Here is an 18,244-nt window from a genome sequence, read left to right on the forward strand (position 1 = left end):
GCCATGGCCGAGAAGATCGCCCTCATCTGGCCCGAGATTGCGTTGTTCGTGACCACGTGCGTGGTCATGATCCTCGGACTGTCGCCCAGCAAGCAGTGGCGCTCGCTGTGCTTGCCGGCCTCGATGGCCGGGCTCGCCGTCGCGGGCGTGCTCGCGGCCCTTGGCATGGCAGGTGACGCGCCGCAGAGCGACACGGTGCTTCCGTTCCTGCCCGGATTCGTCAAGGTCACGGTTGCGGTCGTTGGCCTCATGCTCATCCTGCTGCAAAGCGGGCTGATCGATCGCCGCGAAGAGGCCCTGGTGGCCTCGGGCCGCGCGTTCAGCCCCCTGCGGACCAATCGCGCCGAGTACTTCTCGCTGGTGCTGTTCTCGCTGACCGGGCTCATGCTGTGCGCCTCGGCCGGCGACCTCATCTGGCTGTTTCTGGCGCTGGAGCTTACCAGCCTCCCGACGTACGTCATGGTGGCCATGAGCAGCTCGCGCGGCCGGGCGCAGGAGGCGGGCGTCAAGTACTTCTATCTCGGGGCGCTGGGGGCGGCGACGTTCCTCTACGGCTTCGTGATGCTCTACGGCGGAACGGGCACCCTGAAGCTGGGGCCCATGGCGCAGATCATCGCCAGCGAGGGCATCAACAACATCACCCTGATCGGCCTGCTGCTCTCGATCGCCGGCCTGGCGTTCAAGATCGCCGCCGTGCCCATGCACTTCTACACGGCCGACGTGTACCAGGGCGCCGCTTCGCCCGTGACGGCCTTCCTGGCGTTCGTGCCCAAGACGGCCGGCTTCGTGGCCATCCTGCTCGTGTGCTCGGTTGCCGGCTGGACGTCGGGCCCGGGCGGAGATGCGTTGCCGGAGGCCCTGCGCATCATGCTGTGGGTCATGGCCGCCGTCACTATGACCGTGGGCAACGTGCTGGCCCTGCTCCAGAATTCCGTCAAGCGGATGCTGGCCTACTCGTCGATCGCGCACTCGGGCTACATGCTGGTGGGCGTGCTCGCCGGGCCGGGCGACGGTACGTTTGCCGCCAGCGGAGTGTCGGCGGTGCTGTTCTATCTGGCGGCCTACGGCGTCACCAACACCGGCGCCTTCGCCGTCATCGCATGCCTCGAGAAGCGAGCGGCCGACCGGGGCGAGCCCATGGAAGTCGAGGACTTTGACGACCTGCGCGGCCTCTGGCGTCGCGAGCCGGCGTTGGGCGTCGTGCTGGCGATCGTGTCGCTCAGCCTCCTGGGCTTCCCGCCCCTGCTGGGCTTCATGGCCAAGCTACCGCTCTTTACCGCCGGCATCGCCGCGGGCGAGATCGCGCTGGTCGTCGTGCTTGGCGTGAACTCGGCTATCGCCGCCTTCTACTACCTGCGCCTGGTCAAGGCCGCCATGATCGATGATGCCAAGGGTGCGGCCGACGCCGTCGACCGTCCGAACCATCACCCGGCGTATGGCTTGCGTTTCGCCACCGGTGCGATCTCGGCGGTGGGGGTCATTGGCCTGGCGATCCTCGCAGGCCAGCTCGCCGGCGGAGCCACGAATGCCTCGTTCTACGCCGAGCCGGTGACGGCCGACGACATCGACGGCCCGATCACCGTGCAGGACCAGCCGGCGATCGCGTCGCCCAGCGTCTGAATTGGCGGGATTCAGCTCTCGGCGACCTTACGGACGACGAGTCGCTGGATGCCCAGGCCCACGACGCCCAGGACGAGCCAGGCGACCAACCAGGCTTGCGTGGGCGTTTCTTCGATCGGAAGCGGCGTGCCCATCGCGGCTTGCACTTGAATGGCACCGAGCGGCCAGATCGCAGCGCCCATGAACGCGGTGGTTGCGCTGGCCACCCTGGCAGGCCACACTGCCCCGAGCACGGCCCCCAACAAGCCCGCCGCGAGCACGGCGATGGCCGCCTGGCCCTGGTACCCAGCGGGTACCCGGTCCCACGCAGCCTCTGCATGATCGACGACGGCCCGAGCGCTGACGTCCGAGGCGTCGGCGGTTGTCATCGGTGAGGACTGGTCGATCGAAGCTCCTTCTGACTGCGCTTCGAACTGCATCAGTCCGACGGGCTGAACCACCGGAACCGGCTGCGTGGCGCCTGCCTGCGGCGTACCGAGTTGTGCTGGCAAGTGGGGCGTGGCAAGAACGGCGATGCAGGCCGCGGCCGCGGCCGCGGTGACCCCCGCGGCGGCAGAGACCACCAGCCGCATGGCGACCAGCGCGATCACGACGCCCACGGCGGCGCCGCCGGCGCCGGCGATCAACGACCCGGGCAGGCCCGCTACGTCCGGCACGTTGACGTTGCCCGCCAGCGTGAAGCCCGCGAAGAGGCCAGCCGTCCCGCCGGCAGCCGCGAAGGCGAGGCTCACGGCCCTCGCGCCAGCGGCCCAGAGCATGATGCCCACGACGACCGCGATGCCCGCCAGCAGCGTGGCATCACCAGAACCGCTCGCCTGGATCAGGCGTTCGGCCAAGCCGTCGGCATGTCGAACTCCGGAGAGCAACGGGGTGCCTCCCTCTCCCTTGCACGTCCCATAAGGGAGGTGTGCGGGTCCCCTCAGGATACGCGTCCTCTGCAGGGGTAGATCGGTGGGTGAACGATTTGTCACCGAGAGATTGCCGGCCGGCTCGTGGGACCCTGTCGGCTGGCGCGACTCGTCGGATTGTCCGCAGTCTGGCCGCGGATATCGGTCGGGTGCAACCGGACGGGGCGGCGCGACGTAGAAAGATGACGGATTCGCCTGGGTTGGCACGAGCCGACCCGCCGAACCGGGCCACCGACCCCCGCTTGTCGGCCCCAGGCCCTTCGGTAGCGTCCGGGCGTCGGACCCACGGGTCGTCGCCTGACCGGATGGCGGGCGATCAACTTGTTCGGATTGTGCATGGACACCGTCGTGCGAGAGTCGTCGGGTGTCCGGAGGCCAGTGATGCCGGGCATCGAATCGAAGCAGCGTGGGCGGAGGCAGAGTGCCGGGCTGGTGGCCGGATGGCTCGGAGGCTGCCTAGTCTCGCCCGGAGTCGTCTGATATGCTTGTCGGCTCCGGCTCGCGGTAGGATGCGACGCGGCCGAGTCTGGGATGGACCCCACCGCATCCGAATTGGCAAGGCTCCCGGCACGGTGCCAGGCCTTGTCCGGCCCTCCCGGCCCTGGGAGCGGCCCGCCGCATCGCCTCCGGGCGTGCGCGGCACTCGGGCGTTCCACCCCGGAGCGTTCGAACAACGCCGGCCACCAGCCCACCCAGGCCGGCCAGGAAGCCCCGACGAAATCACCGCGTGTCGCGGTGTCGCAACAGCTAGCGAGGAGCGGTCATGAAGCCCAACCGCCGTGCAAAGACCCGCCCGTACGTCCGTCGTCGCTCGCAGGTGCAGGAGGCCGCGCACGGCGCGGCAGCGCGCCTGGCGGGCCTTGCGGGTCGCGCCAGTCGACCGGACGTTGAGCCGCTCGAGCCACGCCAGCTCCTGTTTGCACTGACGATCGATCCTTCGAGCGTGGACCCCGCCACGGGCGTGGGCTTTGCGCAGGCCTACTTTGGCTACACGGTCCCCTATCTCCAGTTCGGCGAAGAGATCGACATCGAGGAAGACGAACTCGTCGAGGAGAACTTCGACGAGGCCGGCGAGATCAACTCGCCCGTCACCTCGCAGCGGACGTTCGAGGAGTCGCTGCTCTTCGTGCGTCACAACATCTCGCCCACGTCGGACTTCCGTCTGGTCGCCCCTCCCGGCGCCGATCCGGAGAGCGACGAGCGCCGGGTGGAGGCACTGCTGCAAACGGGCGAGCAGTTCAGCTTCTCCTTCCTCAACGCGCTGGGCCAGACCGACCTTCGGCGGGCGATGCGGTCCTTCTCGATCGACTTCTTCGCCTCGCCGGGCTCCACGCAGGGCCTCGACCTGGAGAACACCCGCGTCACGCTGCTGCTGCGCGGCGAAGTGGTCGCATCCTTCGAGGGTCGCGACGAACTGGTGAACTTCCGCACCGGTGGTGGCGGTCCGGCCGATGGCATCGGCACCTTCGTGTTCCAGGCGCCGCCGCTGATGTCGGGCGAGCCGCGTCCGGCCTTCGACACCATTCGATTCGAGTCGATCGGCGGACCGAGCGATCGCTTCCAGTTTGACAACATCTCGACCCTGTTGCCACCCGGCAACTTCGCCGGCGTTATCGAGCAGCGCATCTTCGGCGCCACCGTCACCCTGGCGGGCACGGCTGGCACCACGGCAGAGTTCTTTGACTTGTACGGCCGCCCGCTCGTGCAGACCATCGCGCTCGGTACGCCCGAAGAGGGCACGCTGCCCATCGTCGACATCAACGACGACGGCATCCCGGACTTCAACGACGGCATCGGTCGGATCGTGTTCACCAACGCCGACGCCGCCACCACGCTGACCATGTTCGGTGGCATCATCGAAGCCGGTGACCCCACGCCCGAGTCGGACTTCTCGCAGGGCGGCTTCAACTTCACGGTCGCGGCCGACCCGCTGTTCGGCGGCGACGACTTCGAGGATGCGGGCTTCGGGTTCCGCCAGACGCCCGGCGAGGACGGCGCCGTCGACGGCCTGGCCCCCGCGGGCGGCTCAGTCATCATCGGCTCGCCCATCGTGCGGCCCCTGACCGCGTATGACCCGGCGGGTGCGTCGCTTCCGGTGTCGTTCATCAACCCCGACCAGGGCATCTTCGCCCTGGGCACGCAGAACGTCGGTTCGGTGAACATCCACGGCCTGATCTTCGGATCGTCGGTCTTCAACGGCGCCGTCGACCAGCTCAGCTTTGGCTCGCTGTATGGCTCGGTCACGGTCAAGGGCGACCTCGGACGCCTGGTCGTCGGCGGCGACGCGGGCTACTGGACCGCCGACGAGACGAACACCACCACCAAGACCGGCGGCCAGCTCATCGTCGAGCGCACGCTGGGCCAGGTGCACATTGGCGGTAACTCGCTGCTGGACGTCACGGTGGTGGGTGAGCTGAGCTCGGCCACCCTGCGGACGCCTCGGGACGTGACGCGGTACTTCGAGATCGAGAGCCCGCAACGCATCAACCTCGATGCCGAACCGCTCGACGTGCTGCGTTCGATGCTCGTCGGCGGTACATTCCAGACTTCCGCCCTTGCCAACACCGACAGCCTGCCGCTGTTCGCACCGACGCGCGCCAACGCGTTCTTCGGCACCGAGCCGTTCCGCAACGACGCCATCGGCAGCGCCGAGTTCATCGGCAACGCGGGCAGCCAAGTGCAGATCATCGGTGACCTGGGCTTCGGCGATCCGATCAGCACCGGCGAGGACAACGTCGACGTATTCGCCGTCGCCCTCGATGGCAGCCGTCCGCTCATCGTGGAAGGCGTGCCCGACGACCCGAGCTTCGAGCTGCGTCTGGTCGATGCCCGCGGCCGCCAGGTGGCTGCCGCCGATGCCGGCGAGCAGTTCATCAATACCGGTCGATACTTCTTCGAGTATGACCCCGAGTACGCGGGCGTGTATTACATCGTGGTGGCCGTGTCGTCCGATGGCTCGGTGACCAACGGCTCCTTCTACGCCCTGAACGTCAGCGGCATGGCGCCCGTTACCCTGGGCGCGTATCGCACGGCTTCGGGCATGGGCTTCCCCGCGGGCGGTGTGGCCCCGGGGATCGACCCCTCCAGCACCACGGTTTCGCTCAACGTGCTGTCCGGATCGACCGGTTCGGTGCGTGCGGGCACGCATCTGGTGGCGGGGGCCAACGGCGAGACCTCGGCCGACGCCAACATCAACTTCACCGACGACGGCTCGCCCTTCCCGCAGCCGGACGATCGCCGAGCAGATCTGGCTGGCGGCAGCTTCACGATCAGCGGCAACCTCTTCGAGATCTATGCCGGCTCGGACATTGAGACGCAACTGTCGCCCCTGATCTTCCAGATCGGCGGCGACCTGGGCTACGTCGTCACCGGCCAGTCGCCCATCATCGGCAACGGCTCGGTCGAGGGCGACCTGTTCGCTCGCTCGCCCATCACCTTCAACGTTGGCGGGACGATCGGCTACGTCGACGTCTCGGGTGCCGGCGGCTTCAACCAGGACGTCGATGGGCTCCCCGAGTCCAGCGCCCTTGGAAGCATTACGTTCCGCACGGGCACAGCCGGCGGCGCGGGCGATATCGGCTTCCTCCGGTTTGGCTCGCACATCGCCAGCGACTCGATCAACGTCATCACCACGCCCGGGTCGACCGTGGGCGGCTTCGTCGTCTCTCAGGACGCCGCGGGCCCCATCGGTCCGTACGAGGGCATCGACTCGCTGGTCCGCACCAGCGGCCAGGGCATCAACTTCAACCTGGGCGCGGGCAGCGACCTGCGATTCTTCGACACGCCGAACATCACCAACATCCTGGGCGTCGACTCGCAGATCGACCTGATCATCGGCGAGTCGGTGGAACTGGTCGACGACGCGGGTGGCCGCTTCACCGTCGAGGTCAATGGCACCGGCGCCATCGGTACGGTGGTGGGGGCCCTGCGCTTCATCGGCGTCGATCGCTCGCAGGGCGTGGCCCTGGCACGCATCGAGGCTGACCTGACCGGCGGCCGCACGCTGAACATCAACACGCTCCAGGGCTCGGCCGGCGACGTCATCAGCATCGGTCGCATCGACGTGACGGGCGCAACCGCGCAGTCGAGCATCGAGATCGCTGGAAACGTGCAGTTGGACGTCTGGCAGATCATCCAGACCGGCGGTGCCGGGTTCGACGAGATCGCTAACCTGACGCCCGGCGGCGACATCGTCGCCATCGACGTCGCGGGCCTGAACGAGGTCCGCATCACGGGTGACTTGGGCCGGACGCAACTGCCGGTCATCGGCCCGCGCCGCATCTCGCCCTTCGTGGGCATCGGCGACGAGACCGTCCAGGGCATCGGCCGCGGCGGCTTCGAACTGCCGGCCAACGTCATCGACGATGACTGGAACGGCGCGGTCTACCGCCCCGTGGCGGACAATAACTTTGATCAAGGCAACGCCTATCTCTCGGACATCGGCTCGCCCTTCGATCCGTACCTCGACGGCCTGTTCGTTCGCGGCGGCGACCTGGTCGAGCTGTCGGTGGGCGGCGCGGTGGGCGACGTCATCTTGGCGCCCGGCGCGGTCATCGAGGATCTGGTTGTCAATGCGGCCGTGGGCGGCGCTACCGGCGGCAACGAGGGCATCTTCGGCACGATCTTCGCCGGCACGATCGAGGACCTCAACGTCGGCGGCGGCGTGGCCCAGCGGGCCCAGAACGCCCTGTCGACCACGGGCATCTTCGCGACCGACGACATCGAAAACATCATCGCCCGCAACGCGACGATCTCCAGCAGCATCATCGCGGGCAACACCATTCCCGAAACGGCGGGGGCCGAGACCGACGGCATTGACAACCTGAGCTTCAGCAACACCAGGGTGATCGACGCGTTCATCGGCTCGACCAACCTGGACGAGTTCTGGCTGAACGCCAACTACGGCGACGACTTCGTGCGCACGGGCGAGCTGCGCGTCATCGCCGCGGGCACCGACACATCGTTCTTCCGCACGCAGATCGCCGCCGACCGGGCCGAGCGCATCAACGTGGGCGGCGACCTGGACGCGGTGCAGATGTTCTTCACCGTCGACCTTGAGAACCTGACGGCTGACAACGTGCGCAACAGCACCGGCGCGGGCACCCCGCGCGAGCTGTTCCGCTCGTTCATCATCGTCGGAGCCAACCTCGAGCAGGCCACGATCGGCCAGACCGGCACTGGCACGGGCGCGACGACCTCGGGCGTCTTTGCCGACACGCTCCTGCAGGTCGGCGGCGAGATCGAAAACAGCTTCCAGGCCCGCCTTGTCCAGCGTGCGGACATCCAGGTGGCCGGCACGATCCGCTCGATGCAGGTCAACAACATCCGAGCGACGGCGATCAATACTGGTCAGCTCACCATGCTGACCGTGGGCGAAGCCATCCGCGCATCGGAGATCAACGTTTCCGGTCCGCTGATCAGCCTGATGGCTCAGGAAATCACTGCGACCAACATCAGCGTCACCGGCCCCGATGGCCGCCTGGACAACCTGACCGTCGAGACGCTCTTCGACGGCGGCATCCTGGCGACCGGGCCGATCACGCGCATCGAGGCGACCGCCGGCGACCTGCGCGGCTCGCTCGAGACGCGGACCGCCCGCGGCAACGTCACGAACCTCGTCGCGTCGCGCGACATGCTCATGAGCACCGACATCAGCGGCACGCTTACCAACCTGGTGGTGGGCCGCAACCTGGGCGACCTCGATGACCCCAGCGTCGTGCTCATCCGCGGAAACCTGGCGGGCATCGACATCGCCAACGGCGGCCTCTACTCGGACATCCGTGTGGCCAACGCCATCACCGGCACCGTCGTCATCGGCGCCCAGCCTGGCTTCCCAAACAACAACCGCATCCCCACCGGTTCCATCGAGGCCTATGGCCGCATCGATTCGGTCGTGGCCAACGGCGACTACGCCGGAAGCATCATGAGCTTCTCTGGCGGCATCGGCAGCGTGACCATCAACAACGGCTCGCTGCTGCCCAGCGGCTCGGTGGCCGCCTTCAACGGCGACATCGGCAGCCTGGTCATCAATGCCGGTCACTTGCTGGGCGATGTCCACGCCGACAACACCATCTTCAGCATCACCGTCAACGCGTCCGAGGACGGCGTCTTCGGCGACATCGGCGTGAACCCGGACCTGTCCAGCTTCGTCAGCGCGGCCACGCTGCGCAACCAGCTGCCTCCGGGCGTGGGCATCACGTCCGGCTTCGACGGCCCGAGCATTACGGCCGGCCGCGACATCGGCGTGGTGACCGTCAGCAACGGCTCGGTGTTCGAGGCGGTCTTCCATGCCCGCAACGCGATCGGTCAGATCAACGTGCAGGGCGAGGGCAACATCGCCAACGACCCAAACACGATGGGCTATGGCACGCAGATCGTGGCCGGCAACTCGGTGGGCGCGGTCAACGTCTCGGGTTCGGCCTCCAACCTCCTGGTGGCCGCTGGACTGTTTGATCTGGGTGCCGACGGCCGCGCGGGTGGCACGGGCGCCGCGCAGGACGTCAACAAGGCCGGTCGCGTTCGCGAAGTGTTCATCGCTGGCGACGCCACCAACGTGGCCGTTGCCGCGGGCATGGTGGCCGGCGAGGACGGGCTGTACAACACCAGCGACGACCTGCACACCCTGGGCGTGTCGGTCATCGGCAGCGTGACGGCCAATGGCGCGGTGACCAACGTCAGCGCGTTCGCCGACACCGGCCTGCCCACCCGCAGTGCCGGCATCACCACGGGCGGCCAGGCCAGCCCCGTGGTGGGTGGCAGCCTCTTCATGCTGCCCTTCGTGGCCGACCAGAGCAGCTTCGATTTCTCGACGCTGGGCGAGGTCATCGCGTCGGGCTCGTCGATCAGCTTCACCCGTGGCGCCGCCTCGGGCACCATCAGCTTCAGCGGTCCGGGCACGGCCGTCTGGGATGCCGCGGGCGGCCGCCTGCTGCTGATCAGCACGGGCATCAACAGCTCGGTGACCGTGACCAGCGACACCGGCGCGCTCGAGGACTTCAGCATCCTGAGCAACGACGACGCATCGGTGGGCCGCATCGACGTGCAGGCGGTGATGTTCGGCGACTCGAACATCATCGTGGACGGTTATGCCCGGGAGATCGTCCTGGGTGGCTTCCAGGGCACGGGCGACATCCTCGTCGGCAACGACGTGCAGTTGCTCGAGACCGGCTCGCTGCTGACCAGTGGCACCATCAGCGCCACGCTGCTCCGCCAACTCACCGTCAACGGTGATCTGGGCGGCGCCACGCCGCAGTTGCCCGGCGAGTTCGTGACGCCCACGCTCCGCATCTTCGGCACCGAGGGCATCACCGTCCAGGGTTCGATGCGTGCGAATATCAGCGTCGACAACGGCATCCGCGGCGCCCTGTTCGTCAACGGCTCGATCAACAACAGCACCATTCGCTCGGGCGCCGGCATCCAGAGCATCACGGCCTTCGATATGTCCGGCACGGTTATCTCGGCCGCCAACGACATCAACAGCGTCGACATCACCGCCAACGTCTTTGCCAGCACCATCATGGCCGGTGCCGACATCGGTCGGGATGCGGCCTTCGGGGGCACGGGCGTCAACGCCGACCGGACCAACGGCGGCAACGTCGGCAGCGTCGACGTGGGCGGCAACTTCCTCCAGAGTTCGGTCAGCGCCGGCGTGCTGCGGGGCGCCGACGGCTTCCTGGGCACTACCGACGACATCGTCTCGGGCGGCCGATCGACCATCGGCTCGGTCACCATCGGCGGCACGCAGGTCGGTTCGAACCGCGGGTCGGAGACGTTCGGCGTCTTCGCCACCGGCAGCATCGGTGCGGTCACCGTCAACGGCCAGGCCGTTACCGAGCAGCGCAATTTCAGCGTCGAGACGCTCACTACCCTGCCGCTCGTCGTGCAGGTTGAAGACATTGACGTTCAGTACGATGGAGGCATCTACGTCGCACGGGTCGTCTTCAACCAGGAGATGAACGCCCAGACCCTCCGCGATGGCCTGATCATCAGCGAGATCCGCGATGGCGGACTCGTCAAGATCCGCCTGGACGAGGGCGAGGACTACCTGTTCGAGTACGACGCTTCCGAGAATGCCGCGGTCATCACGTTCTTCGACTCGGTCACCCGTCGCGATCTTCCCCAGTTGCCCGGCTCGGCGGGCCCGGGCCTCTACCGCTTCGAGCTCGATCCCTCCGTGGTGCGGGCCCAGAATGCGGCAGCCAGGCTCGACGCCGACGGCGATGGATTCGCCGACGACGACCGATTCTTCACCGGCGAGGCCTTCGTGGGCGACCTGGGCGACAAGATCACGCCCAACACCGTCATCGTCGATCGTGGATTCCTCGGCCCGGGCCGCGTGGATTTCTACGGCCCCGGCGACCTGGACACCGCGCTGGACGATCCGTTCCAGCCCGATGCCCTGCCGGACGTCAACACCGAGTTCACCCTCGGTGGGTTCATCGGCGATCATCCCGACGCCGACGCGCAGGCGTTCTCGCTGGCCAGCGATACCGACGTGTACCGCATCACGCTCCAGGCCGGCCAGATCCTTCGACTGGGCCCCAACACCGGTTCGGCCTCCAACGTCGACATCGCGCTGCTCGATCCCAGCGGTCAGCGTCAACTGGGCATCACCCAGTCGACGACGAGCCTGCCGGCCGCACAGGCCCAGATCCTCGAAGGCACGACGACGTTCGGCCTGACGTTCCTGGTGACCCAGACCGGCACCTACACGCTCGTGGTGACCAACGACGATCCCTCGATCGTCTTCGATTCGGACAACGTGCCCAACCTGCCGCCGGCCGCCGGCCTGGTGGGCAGCTACGAGTTCACCGTCGAGGTCTTTGATGACGGCGACAGCGGCTTCAGCGCGAGCACCAACTCGGGCAACGGTCGCAACCTCGTCGAGGCGCCGTTTGCCAGTTCCTTCGCCGGCCCCGATGGCGAAGTCGGCACCGAAGACGACCGGGCCTCGGTCACCATCGGCGCGTACACCTTCACCCGCAACGCCGAGACTGGTGTCATCACCGGCACCAACGGCAGCGGCATCGTTTCGACACGCCTGGCCAACGGCGTCAGCGTCGTCGAAATCACCTCGGCGATCGGCGAGGAAGGCAGCCGTGGCGTGCCCGGCGAAATCGCGCCGGACGTGGACATCTACCACCTCAACAACCGCCAGAACATCCAGGCCGGCGACGAGCTGCGCTTGACCGTCAAGCTCTCCGAGACCGGTGCCGATCTCGGCGGCCGCCAGGCCGTGGGCACGCTGGACACCATCCTCCAGGACTTCTCTGGTGCGGTCCAGTTCGGTCTGTTCAACACCACCAACTCCACCGGCGTCAGCGATGGCCAACTGGTGTTCTCGCCCAGCGAGTTCTCCACGGTCTCGGGCGCCGGCGCGCAGATCTTCGCCGAAGACGATCTGCTCCGCTATGGCACCGACGAGAACGGCGACTTCTTCATCGTCGCCCAGGCGCCCACCACGGGCACCTATGCCTTCTACATCCAGGGCGTGTTCAACGCCGATTACGTGGTCGAGGTCGAGCGCACCCGTCGTGGCCCGAGCGTCGCGGCCTTTGCCGGCCCCGACGGCACCTTCGGCACGTTCGACGATCCGCAGCGCATCATCGAGGGCCGCTTCCGTTACACGCTCGACCTGGGCGATGACGGCATCCGTGGCACCGCCGATGACAGCGTCGTCGGCCAGATCCAGACCGAGAGCCAGAACGTGCTGCTCGAGTTCAACGGCGGCTCGATCGACTGGCTCCAGGTGGGCCAGGAGATGACCGACCTGCTGCCCTTCTCCAGCAGTGCGCTGGGCTTCAGCGGCACCATCGATGGCCTGCCGGTGGACACGTTCATCGAGCGGCAACTCGTTGAGAACCTCAACAGCATCTTCCAGGGCGCCGGATTCGACGTCACGTTCTCCAGCAACGCCAGCGACTTCCAGGGCGAGGACTTCTCCACGGTCTTCGTCACCGATTCGAGCGATCCGGTCAACTTCACCTTCTCGGCCGATCCGCAGAGCTTCTTCTTCAACCCCTTCGACTTCGGCGTAGGCGACTTCGGCCTGGGCTTCCAGGAGATCTACGGCTACTCGCAGCGTTCGGACCCCTTCAACGCCGATCGCAACGACGAGGCCGTCGTCTTCGTGCCCCAGTTGACCGCCCTGGGATTCAACCCCTCGGACGCCGAAGTTCGCGATCTCACCGAAGCGTTGTCCGCTGCCGTGGGACGCCGAGTGGGCGAACTGCTGGGCCTGAGGCTCACGGCAGTCACTGGCCCCGGTGGTTCGGTCGACGTGTTCGCCGCCAACAGCCCGGGCAACCTGCCCAGCGGCGACTACATCATCCCCGCCTTCGCCCGCCCGCTGTCGAGCCGCTTCGATCCGCTGGACGACACCCAGTTCTTCCTGGGCCAGCAGAACTCCGGTTCGTTGCTCGACTCGATCCTCAGCCGCATCTGATCGATCGAGACCGCGAGGCTTTCACACGCCCATCCCGCCCCGCCGAGCGTTGCCCCCTGGGCCGCTCGGCGGTTTTCTTTGTGCGTTGCGTCAGTGGGTTCTAGCGGTCGCTTTCGAACGACACCGTGTGCCAGCCGGGAGCGACGTCGCGAAGGATGGTCTTCGTCCCGGCCCGGTTCGGCCAGCTGATCTCGACGTGGCTCACGCCCTCGGGGCCGGCGGGCAGGTGCACGGCGATCGTGCCCTGCTTGCCCTGGTGTCCGCCCGGGCCCACCACCTGCCTCGTGAGCATCTTCGGCTTGCCGTCAAGTTCGACCGTGGCCCGTACGACGGCGCCAATCGCGTCACGATTCACGCCCGATTCCGGCCCGCCCACCAGCCGCAGGACGACCGCCGTTCGGCCGAGTGAGTCAGCCGCGCGATTCTCGAACAGGCGAACGCGCGGCGATCGCCCGGCTCGCTGGGCGGCGCCAAGCCTGTTGAAGCCTTGGCCGACCAGGATGTCGAGATCGCCATCGCCATCAAAGTCCAACAGCGCCGGCTGCCCGGCGCCGATGTGATCGATACCGATCCAACTGGTCACGTCGATCAGCGAGCCGTCGTCCTGCTGCCGCCAGATGCGGAGGCGCTGATTGTCGGGGTAGTCGCTCGAGCACACCAGGACGTCGAGCCGGCCGTCCAGATCGAAGTCGGCAAGTGCGCCATAGATATCGCCCTGGTTCCAACTCTGCACGCTCGGATCCGAGGGCGATCGATCAAGCGACAACGACTCGTCGGTAACGAACATGGGACCCGCCACGCCATCGCGCCGGAGGAGCACGCGCGTCGGATCGCTGCTCTCGCCCGCCCAGCCGTGCGTAATCTCGGCCAGGAGCACGTCGAACGCTCCGTCGCCGTCGACGTCTCCGATCGAAGCGTCGAACGTATTGCCGTTCGCCCGAAATGGCGGCTCATCATCGCGATCGAACCGCGGATCGGCCTTGGCGCGTTCCTTCAACCAGTCCGGGTGACGCCCGTGGCGGATGGCGTCGCCGTCGAGCTTCACCCGTGGCGCGACGTCACGCCATGCGTCGTCGTCATCGAGCATCCATAGTCGATTCCAGCGCCGACCATAATTCAGTTCCAGGATCTGAGGATGATTGCCCGGAGCGCCGTCCCCCAAGACATGGGCGACGAGCACGCCGTACGTCGGTCGCCCGCCCGCGTCTGTTTCAGGGTCGAACGCCACGCCATCGACTGGCAGAGGCATCCGCTCGAAGGACCCGTCAGCCCGCTGAAGCAGGACGTCGTTCGCGTAGCCCTCGTAGCCCGCTCCATAATTCGTGTACCACTGGCCCAGCACGATGTCGAGTCGGCCATCGACGTTTACGTCGCCCAAGGCCATCGACGCCGTCGTACCGGCGGTCGCCTCTGGGATCTCCGTGAACGAACCAATCGGCTGGCCGAACGTCCCGTCACCGTTGCCTCGCAGCCATGCGAGTGCTCCGGGTGTCCCTTCTTCGGGCGGGGTGAACTGCTCGTTGTTGACGTCCAGCGAACGCGCGATGATGGCGTCGCGGCGCCCGTCATTGTCCAGGTCCGCAAAGACGATGATGTCGCCGCGCCGATGCACCGGCAAGCCGCTTGCCAGAACCTCCTGGAACACGCGCCCGCCATCGTCGCCCGCAACGTTCAGGAACACGCGCTGGCGGTCGATCACCACGTCGTCAAACCCATCGCCGTTCAGGTCCGTAGCGCACACGTGGGCGGCGCTGATCGGTCCCTCGGCGTCTTCCAGGCCGACGCGTGCAGTCGCATCCGTGAACCGAAGCTGGCCGTGGGCGGGCACACAGGCGGCGATCGACGCCGCCAGGCCCGCGACAAGTCTCAGGCAGGGATCATCCAGTCTGGTGAGCATGCGGCATGATACCGCGTCGAATCAGCTGTCGGGCGAGTTGATCCAGCCGTAGCTCTGCCCGCGATCGGTGATCTTCCACCAGTCGGCGTTGCCGTTGTTCACGCGTGCGTAAATGCAGTTGGCGGTGAAGTCTTCGCGCTCTTCGACCTTCTCGCCTCGCGGGCCCTTCTCAAACTTGGCGATCTCCACCACGCCGTCGGCATACAGGATGTGTCCGCCCTTGTCGTGTCGATCAGTGATCTGGTCCAGGTTGCCCCAGTAGCCCTCGGTGAACTGCTGATTATAAAACCAGACGCTCTCTTCGATGTACACCGGCACGGCCCGCATGGCCGTCAGGCGCGTTTCGGCTGCGCTCGAGGTCATGCGGACGGGCTTGCTCGCACGCACGTCGATGAGCCGCGCAACCTGAACCTCCTGGCCCAGCCGGTAGCCCTGCACTTCGTCGAACATGGTGTAGTCGAAGTTGAGATCGGTGAACGAGCCGTACAGCGTTCCGCTGGAGCGTCCGTCGCCCGACCGCCGCTTGTTCTTGGGGCAGCCGCAGATCTCGTGAGCGTCTTCCACGTAGTCAAAGATCACGCCGGGGTCCGATCGATCGATCAGGCCTCGCGCATCACGCCCGAAGGCCCAATCCTCGGCCGGCCAGAGTTGCTCCTTGTAGTCGGTGGCATACACGGTCATCGCCACGCCCATCTGCCGAAGGTTCTGCGCACAGATCGTCGTGTGCGCGACGTCCCGGGCGCCAGCCAGGCTGGGGATCAGGATGCCGATCAGGATCGCGATGATGGCGATCACCACCAGCAACTCGATCAGCGTGAAGGCGCGATAACGATGATGGTTCATGGGGGTCACCCCGGCAGTATAACCTCGATGCCGGTTCCAGCGAACCTCATTTTTTACGGCAATCGTCCGTTCGTTCCATACCCAATCGTGGATCGGACTCGGTCCTCCGAGCAGCGCGGGCATCCGAGGTTTGGCGATGAGGACAGATTCTCATGAATCCCAGGCCATACGTGCAGGGATAGGAAATCGAACTCGTTCGGAACCAAGCGATCCGGACCTTGTCCCGTCCGAGAATTGCCCTTGCCATGTTCAGTCGGTGCGATCCAACCAAGTGGCCGGCGAAGGCTTCCTTCGTCTGGCGGCGATGGGCGGTCCATTCGATGCTGGTAGGAGAGGAGCCGCCATGCCCGTGAGCCGACCCAAGTCCGGGAATCTTCGTTGTCGAGCGTTTACGCTCGTGGAGATCCTCATCGTCGTGGTCATCCTCGGCATCCTCGCGGCGATCGTGATGCCACAGGCGGCCAATGCCATGGGCAACACCCAGCAGACGGCCTTCGTGCGAGAGATCCAACTCTTTACCGATGCCGCCGTCATCCATCGCTCCCGGACGGGCACGTGGATCGGCGACGGGGGCTCGGGCACCATCCCTGCCGGATTCGAGGACTTCATCGATCCGCAATCCTGGGAGAATGGCACCCCGATCGGCGGCTCGTGGGACAGCGAGGCACGCCCGGACTACGACATCACGCTGGGCATCGGCGTCCACTTCCAGGATGCGGCGACCCGGAAGGACGCCGCCTACATGACCGAGGTCGACGCACTCTTCGACGATGGAGACCTGACCACGGGCGGCTTCCAACAGTTCGCGGCCGATCGCTTCTACTTCATCGTGGAATTCTGAGTGCGCGCACGGGAGCGACCGACCGATGCTGACGCACCGGCCGGCCGCCCCGCTCTCCCTCGGATCCGAGATGCGGCCCCTCGCGGCCAGATGATGATCCAAGGCGGCGGCAGCCACGCGCCCCGTTGTTGCGCCGGGTGCGTGGTGCCTCCCTCCCTCCACGCATCAGAGCGTCGAGCGGCAGCGTCGCTCACGCGACAAGTGCAAAAAAAGTGTCGATCAGGGAGAGTTCTTACCAGACCGTCACGGCGGCCTTCTGGAACGGGTAGATCGAACCCAGGCCCAGGATGCCCGTGAGCTCGTCAAGCGCCCAGCGGCACTCCTCGAGCAGAGCCGGATCGGCAAGATCGGCCGGCGCCAGCGTCTCGCGGTAGTGTCGCTCGATCCACCCTTCGAGCTTCTGGCCCAACTCCTCGGTCAGCAGAACGCCGCGATTCATTGCCTGAAGATCGGCCGGCCCCAGTGCAACTCGCAGCCTCAGGCACGCCGGACCACCACCATTCTGCATGCTCTCGCGGACGTCGACGTAATGCACTGCACCGATCGGGTTCGACGCGTCGGCAACGATCCGATCGATCGCCGAGACCACGCGGGGCTCATCTCGGCAGTCGGTGGGGGCGACCAGCGCCATTGAGCCATCTGGAAGGGTGACCAACTGGCTGTTGAACAGGTATCGCCGTACGGCCAGTTCGATCGGCACCTCATCGGCGCTCACCTCGACGATCACCGGCTCGAAGCCCAAGCCCTGGCACGCACGCTGGATGTCGTCATACGTCGCAAGGCGGTCGGCGAACGCCAACTCGTGCGCGAGCAGCACCGGCCCGTTTCCGACAGCAATCACATCGTTGTGGAACACGCCGGCGTCGATCGCCTGCGGGTGCTGGCGGGAGTACACCACCCGAGCCACGTCCAGGCCGTGCAGCCTCGAGATTGCCTGGCACGCTTCGAGCGTCTGCCGGGCGGGAAAGCGTTGGGGCAGACCATCGGCGCCTTCTCCCTCGCCCCACCGGCCGTAGACGAACATCTCGACGCCCACATCGCCATGCGTCCGCGCAAGCCGCGTGTGATTGGCAGCGCCTTCGTCGGCAAAGTCCGGCGTTGGCGGCAGGGCCGGATGGACGGCAAAGCGATTCTCGTCCGCGAAGATGGCGCGCAGCGTCCGGGTGGTCTGCTCGGCTTCGATCGAACGATGCGCATTGGTCACCAGGTTGGCGGTGGTCAGGTGCACGCGGCCGTCGGCTGTGTCGGCCGCGGGCGACACGGTGGCCGCGTTGGCCGCCCACATGCTGCTGGAACTGCTGGCCGATGCGAGCAGCCGCGGCGCGTCCTTGGCCGCGGCCGCGATCACCTCGGCCGGCCCCTCACCCTGGATGCCGATCGCCCGGAGGAAGGCAATGTCGGGCCTGACCTGTGGCGGCAGGATCCCTTGCGTCAGCCCGAGCGACCGGAGCGTCCGCATCTTCTCCAGCCCCTGGAGGGCTGCACGCTTGGGGTGGGCGGCCACGCCCGCGTGCTCGGCGCTCAGCAGGTTGCCGTGGGCCAGGCCCGCGTAGTTGTGCGTCGGACCGACGAGGCTATCGAAGTTTGCCTCCACCGTGGCGGTGGCCGGTTGAGCGGGATTGGTGGGCATCGGCGATTGTTGGGGGTTGTGGCGTACAACGCTTGGCCGGCGGGCACTTTCGACCTATCCT

The 18,244-nt window shown here is 66.8% G+C and carries 7 protein-coding genes; 3 read left to right on the forward strand and 4 right to left on the reverse strand.

Going from position 1 to position 18,244, the window contains the following annotated elements; all coding sequences use genetic code 11:
- Window positions 1–3 precede the first annotated feature (3 nt).
- Window positions 4–1,620 (forward strand): NADH-quinone oxidoreductase subunit N, encoded by a 1,617-nt coding sequence (locus RIE32_11345; GenBank protein MEQ9096846.1) that lies wholly within the window; start codon window positions 4–6, stop codon window positions 1,618–1,620.
- A gap of 11 nt (window positions 1,621–1,631) precedes the next feature.
- Here RIE32_11345 and RIE32_11350 read toward each other — a convergent pair whose 3' ends face one another.
- Window positions 1,632–2,486: a hypothetical protein gene (locus RIE32_11350; GenBank protein ID MEQ9096847.1), complete on the reverse strand. Its 855-nt coding sequence runs from the start codon at window positions 2,484–2,486 to the stop codon at window positions 1,632–1,634.
- A gap of 805 nt (window positions 2,487–3,291) precedes the next feature.
- Here RIE32_11350 and RIE32_11355 point away from each other — a divergent pair.
- Entirely contained in the window at window positions 3,292–12,972 is a 9,681-nt protein-coding gene (locus tag RIE32_11355) for a hypothetical protein (protein MEQ9096848.1), read from the forward strand.
- A gap of 100 nt (window positions 12,973–13,072) precedes the next feature.
- On the opposite strand, the gene RIE32_11360 is transcribed toward RIE32_11355, so the two are convergent.
- The gene (locus RIE32_11360; protein MEQ9096849.1) at window positions 13,073–14,869 is read right to left on the reverse strand and encodes a VCBS repeat-containing protein; all 1,797 of its coding nucleotides are present in this window, start codon (window positions 14,867–14,869) and stop codon (window positions 13,073–13,075) included.
- Between the two features lie 21 nt (window positions 14,870–14,890).
- On the reverse strand, window positions 14,891–15,712 hold the full coding sequence (locus RIE32_11365; protein MEQ9096850.1) for a prepilin-type N-terminal cleavage/methylation domain-containing protein: 822 nt from the start codon (window positions 15,710–15,712) through the stop codon (window positions 14,891–14,893).
- 343 nt (window positions 15,713–16,055) lie between these two features.
- Here RIE32_11365 and RIE32_11370 point away from each other — a divergent pair, with 343 nt between their 5' ends.
- Complete coding sequence (locus RIE32_11370) at window positions 16,056–16,553, forward strand: type II secretion system protein (GenBank protein ID MEQ9096851.1); 498 nt, start codon at window positions 16,056–16,058, stop codon at window positions 16,551–16,553.
- 232 nt (window positions 16,554–16,785) lie between these two features.
- Here the strand turns inward: RIE32_11370 and astB are convergent, their stop codons facing one another.
- On the reverse strand, window positions 16,786–18,183 hold the full coding sequence (gene astB / locus RIE32_11375; GenBank protein ID MEQ9096852.1) for an N-succinylarginine dihydrolase: 1,398 nt from the start codon (window positions 18,181–18,183) through the stop codon (window positions 16,786–16,788).
- Window positions 18,184–18,244: the final 61 nt, after the last annotated feature.

Source organism: Phycisphaerales bacterium (genome assembly GCA_040221175.1).
GTDB lineage: Bacteria > Planctomycetota > Phycisphaerae > Phycisphaerales > UBA1924 > JAHCJI01.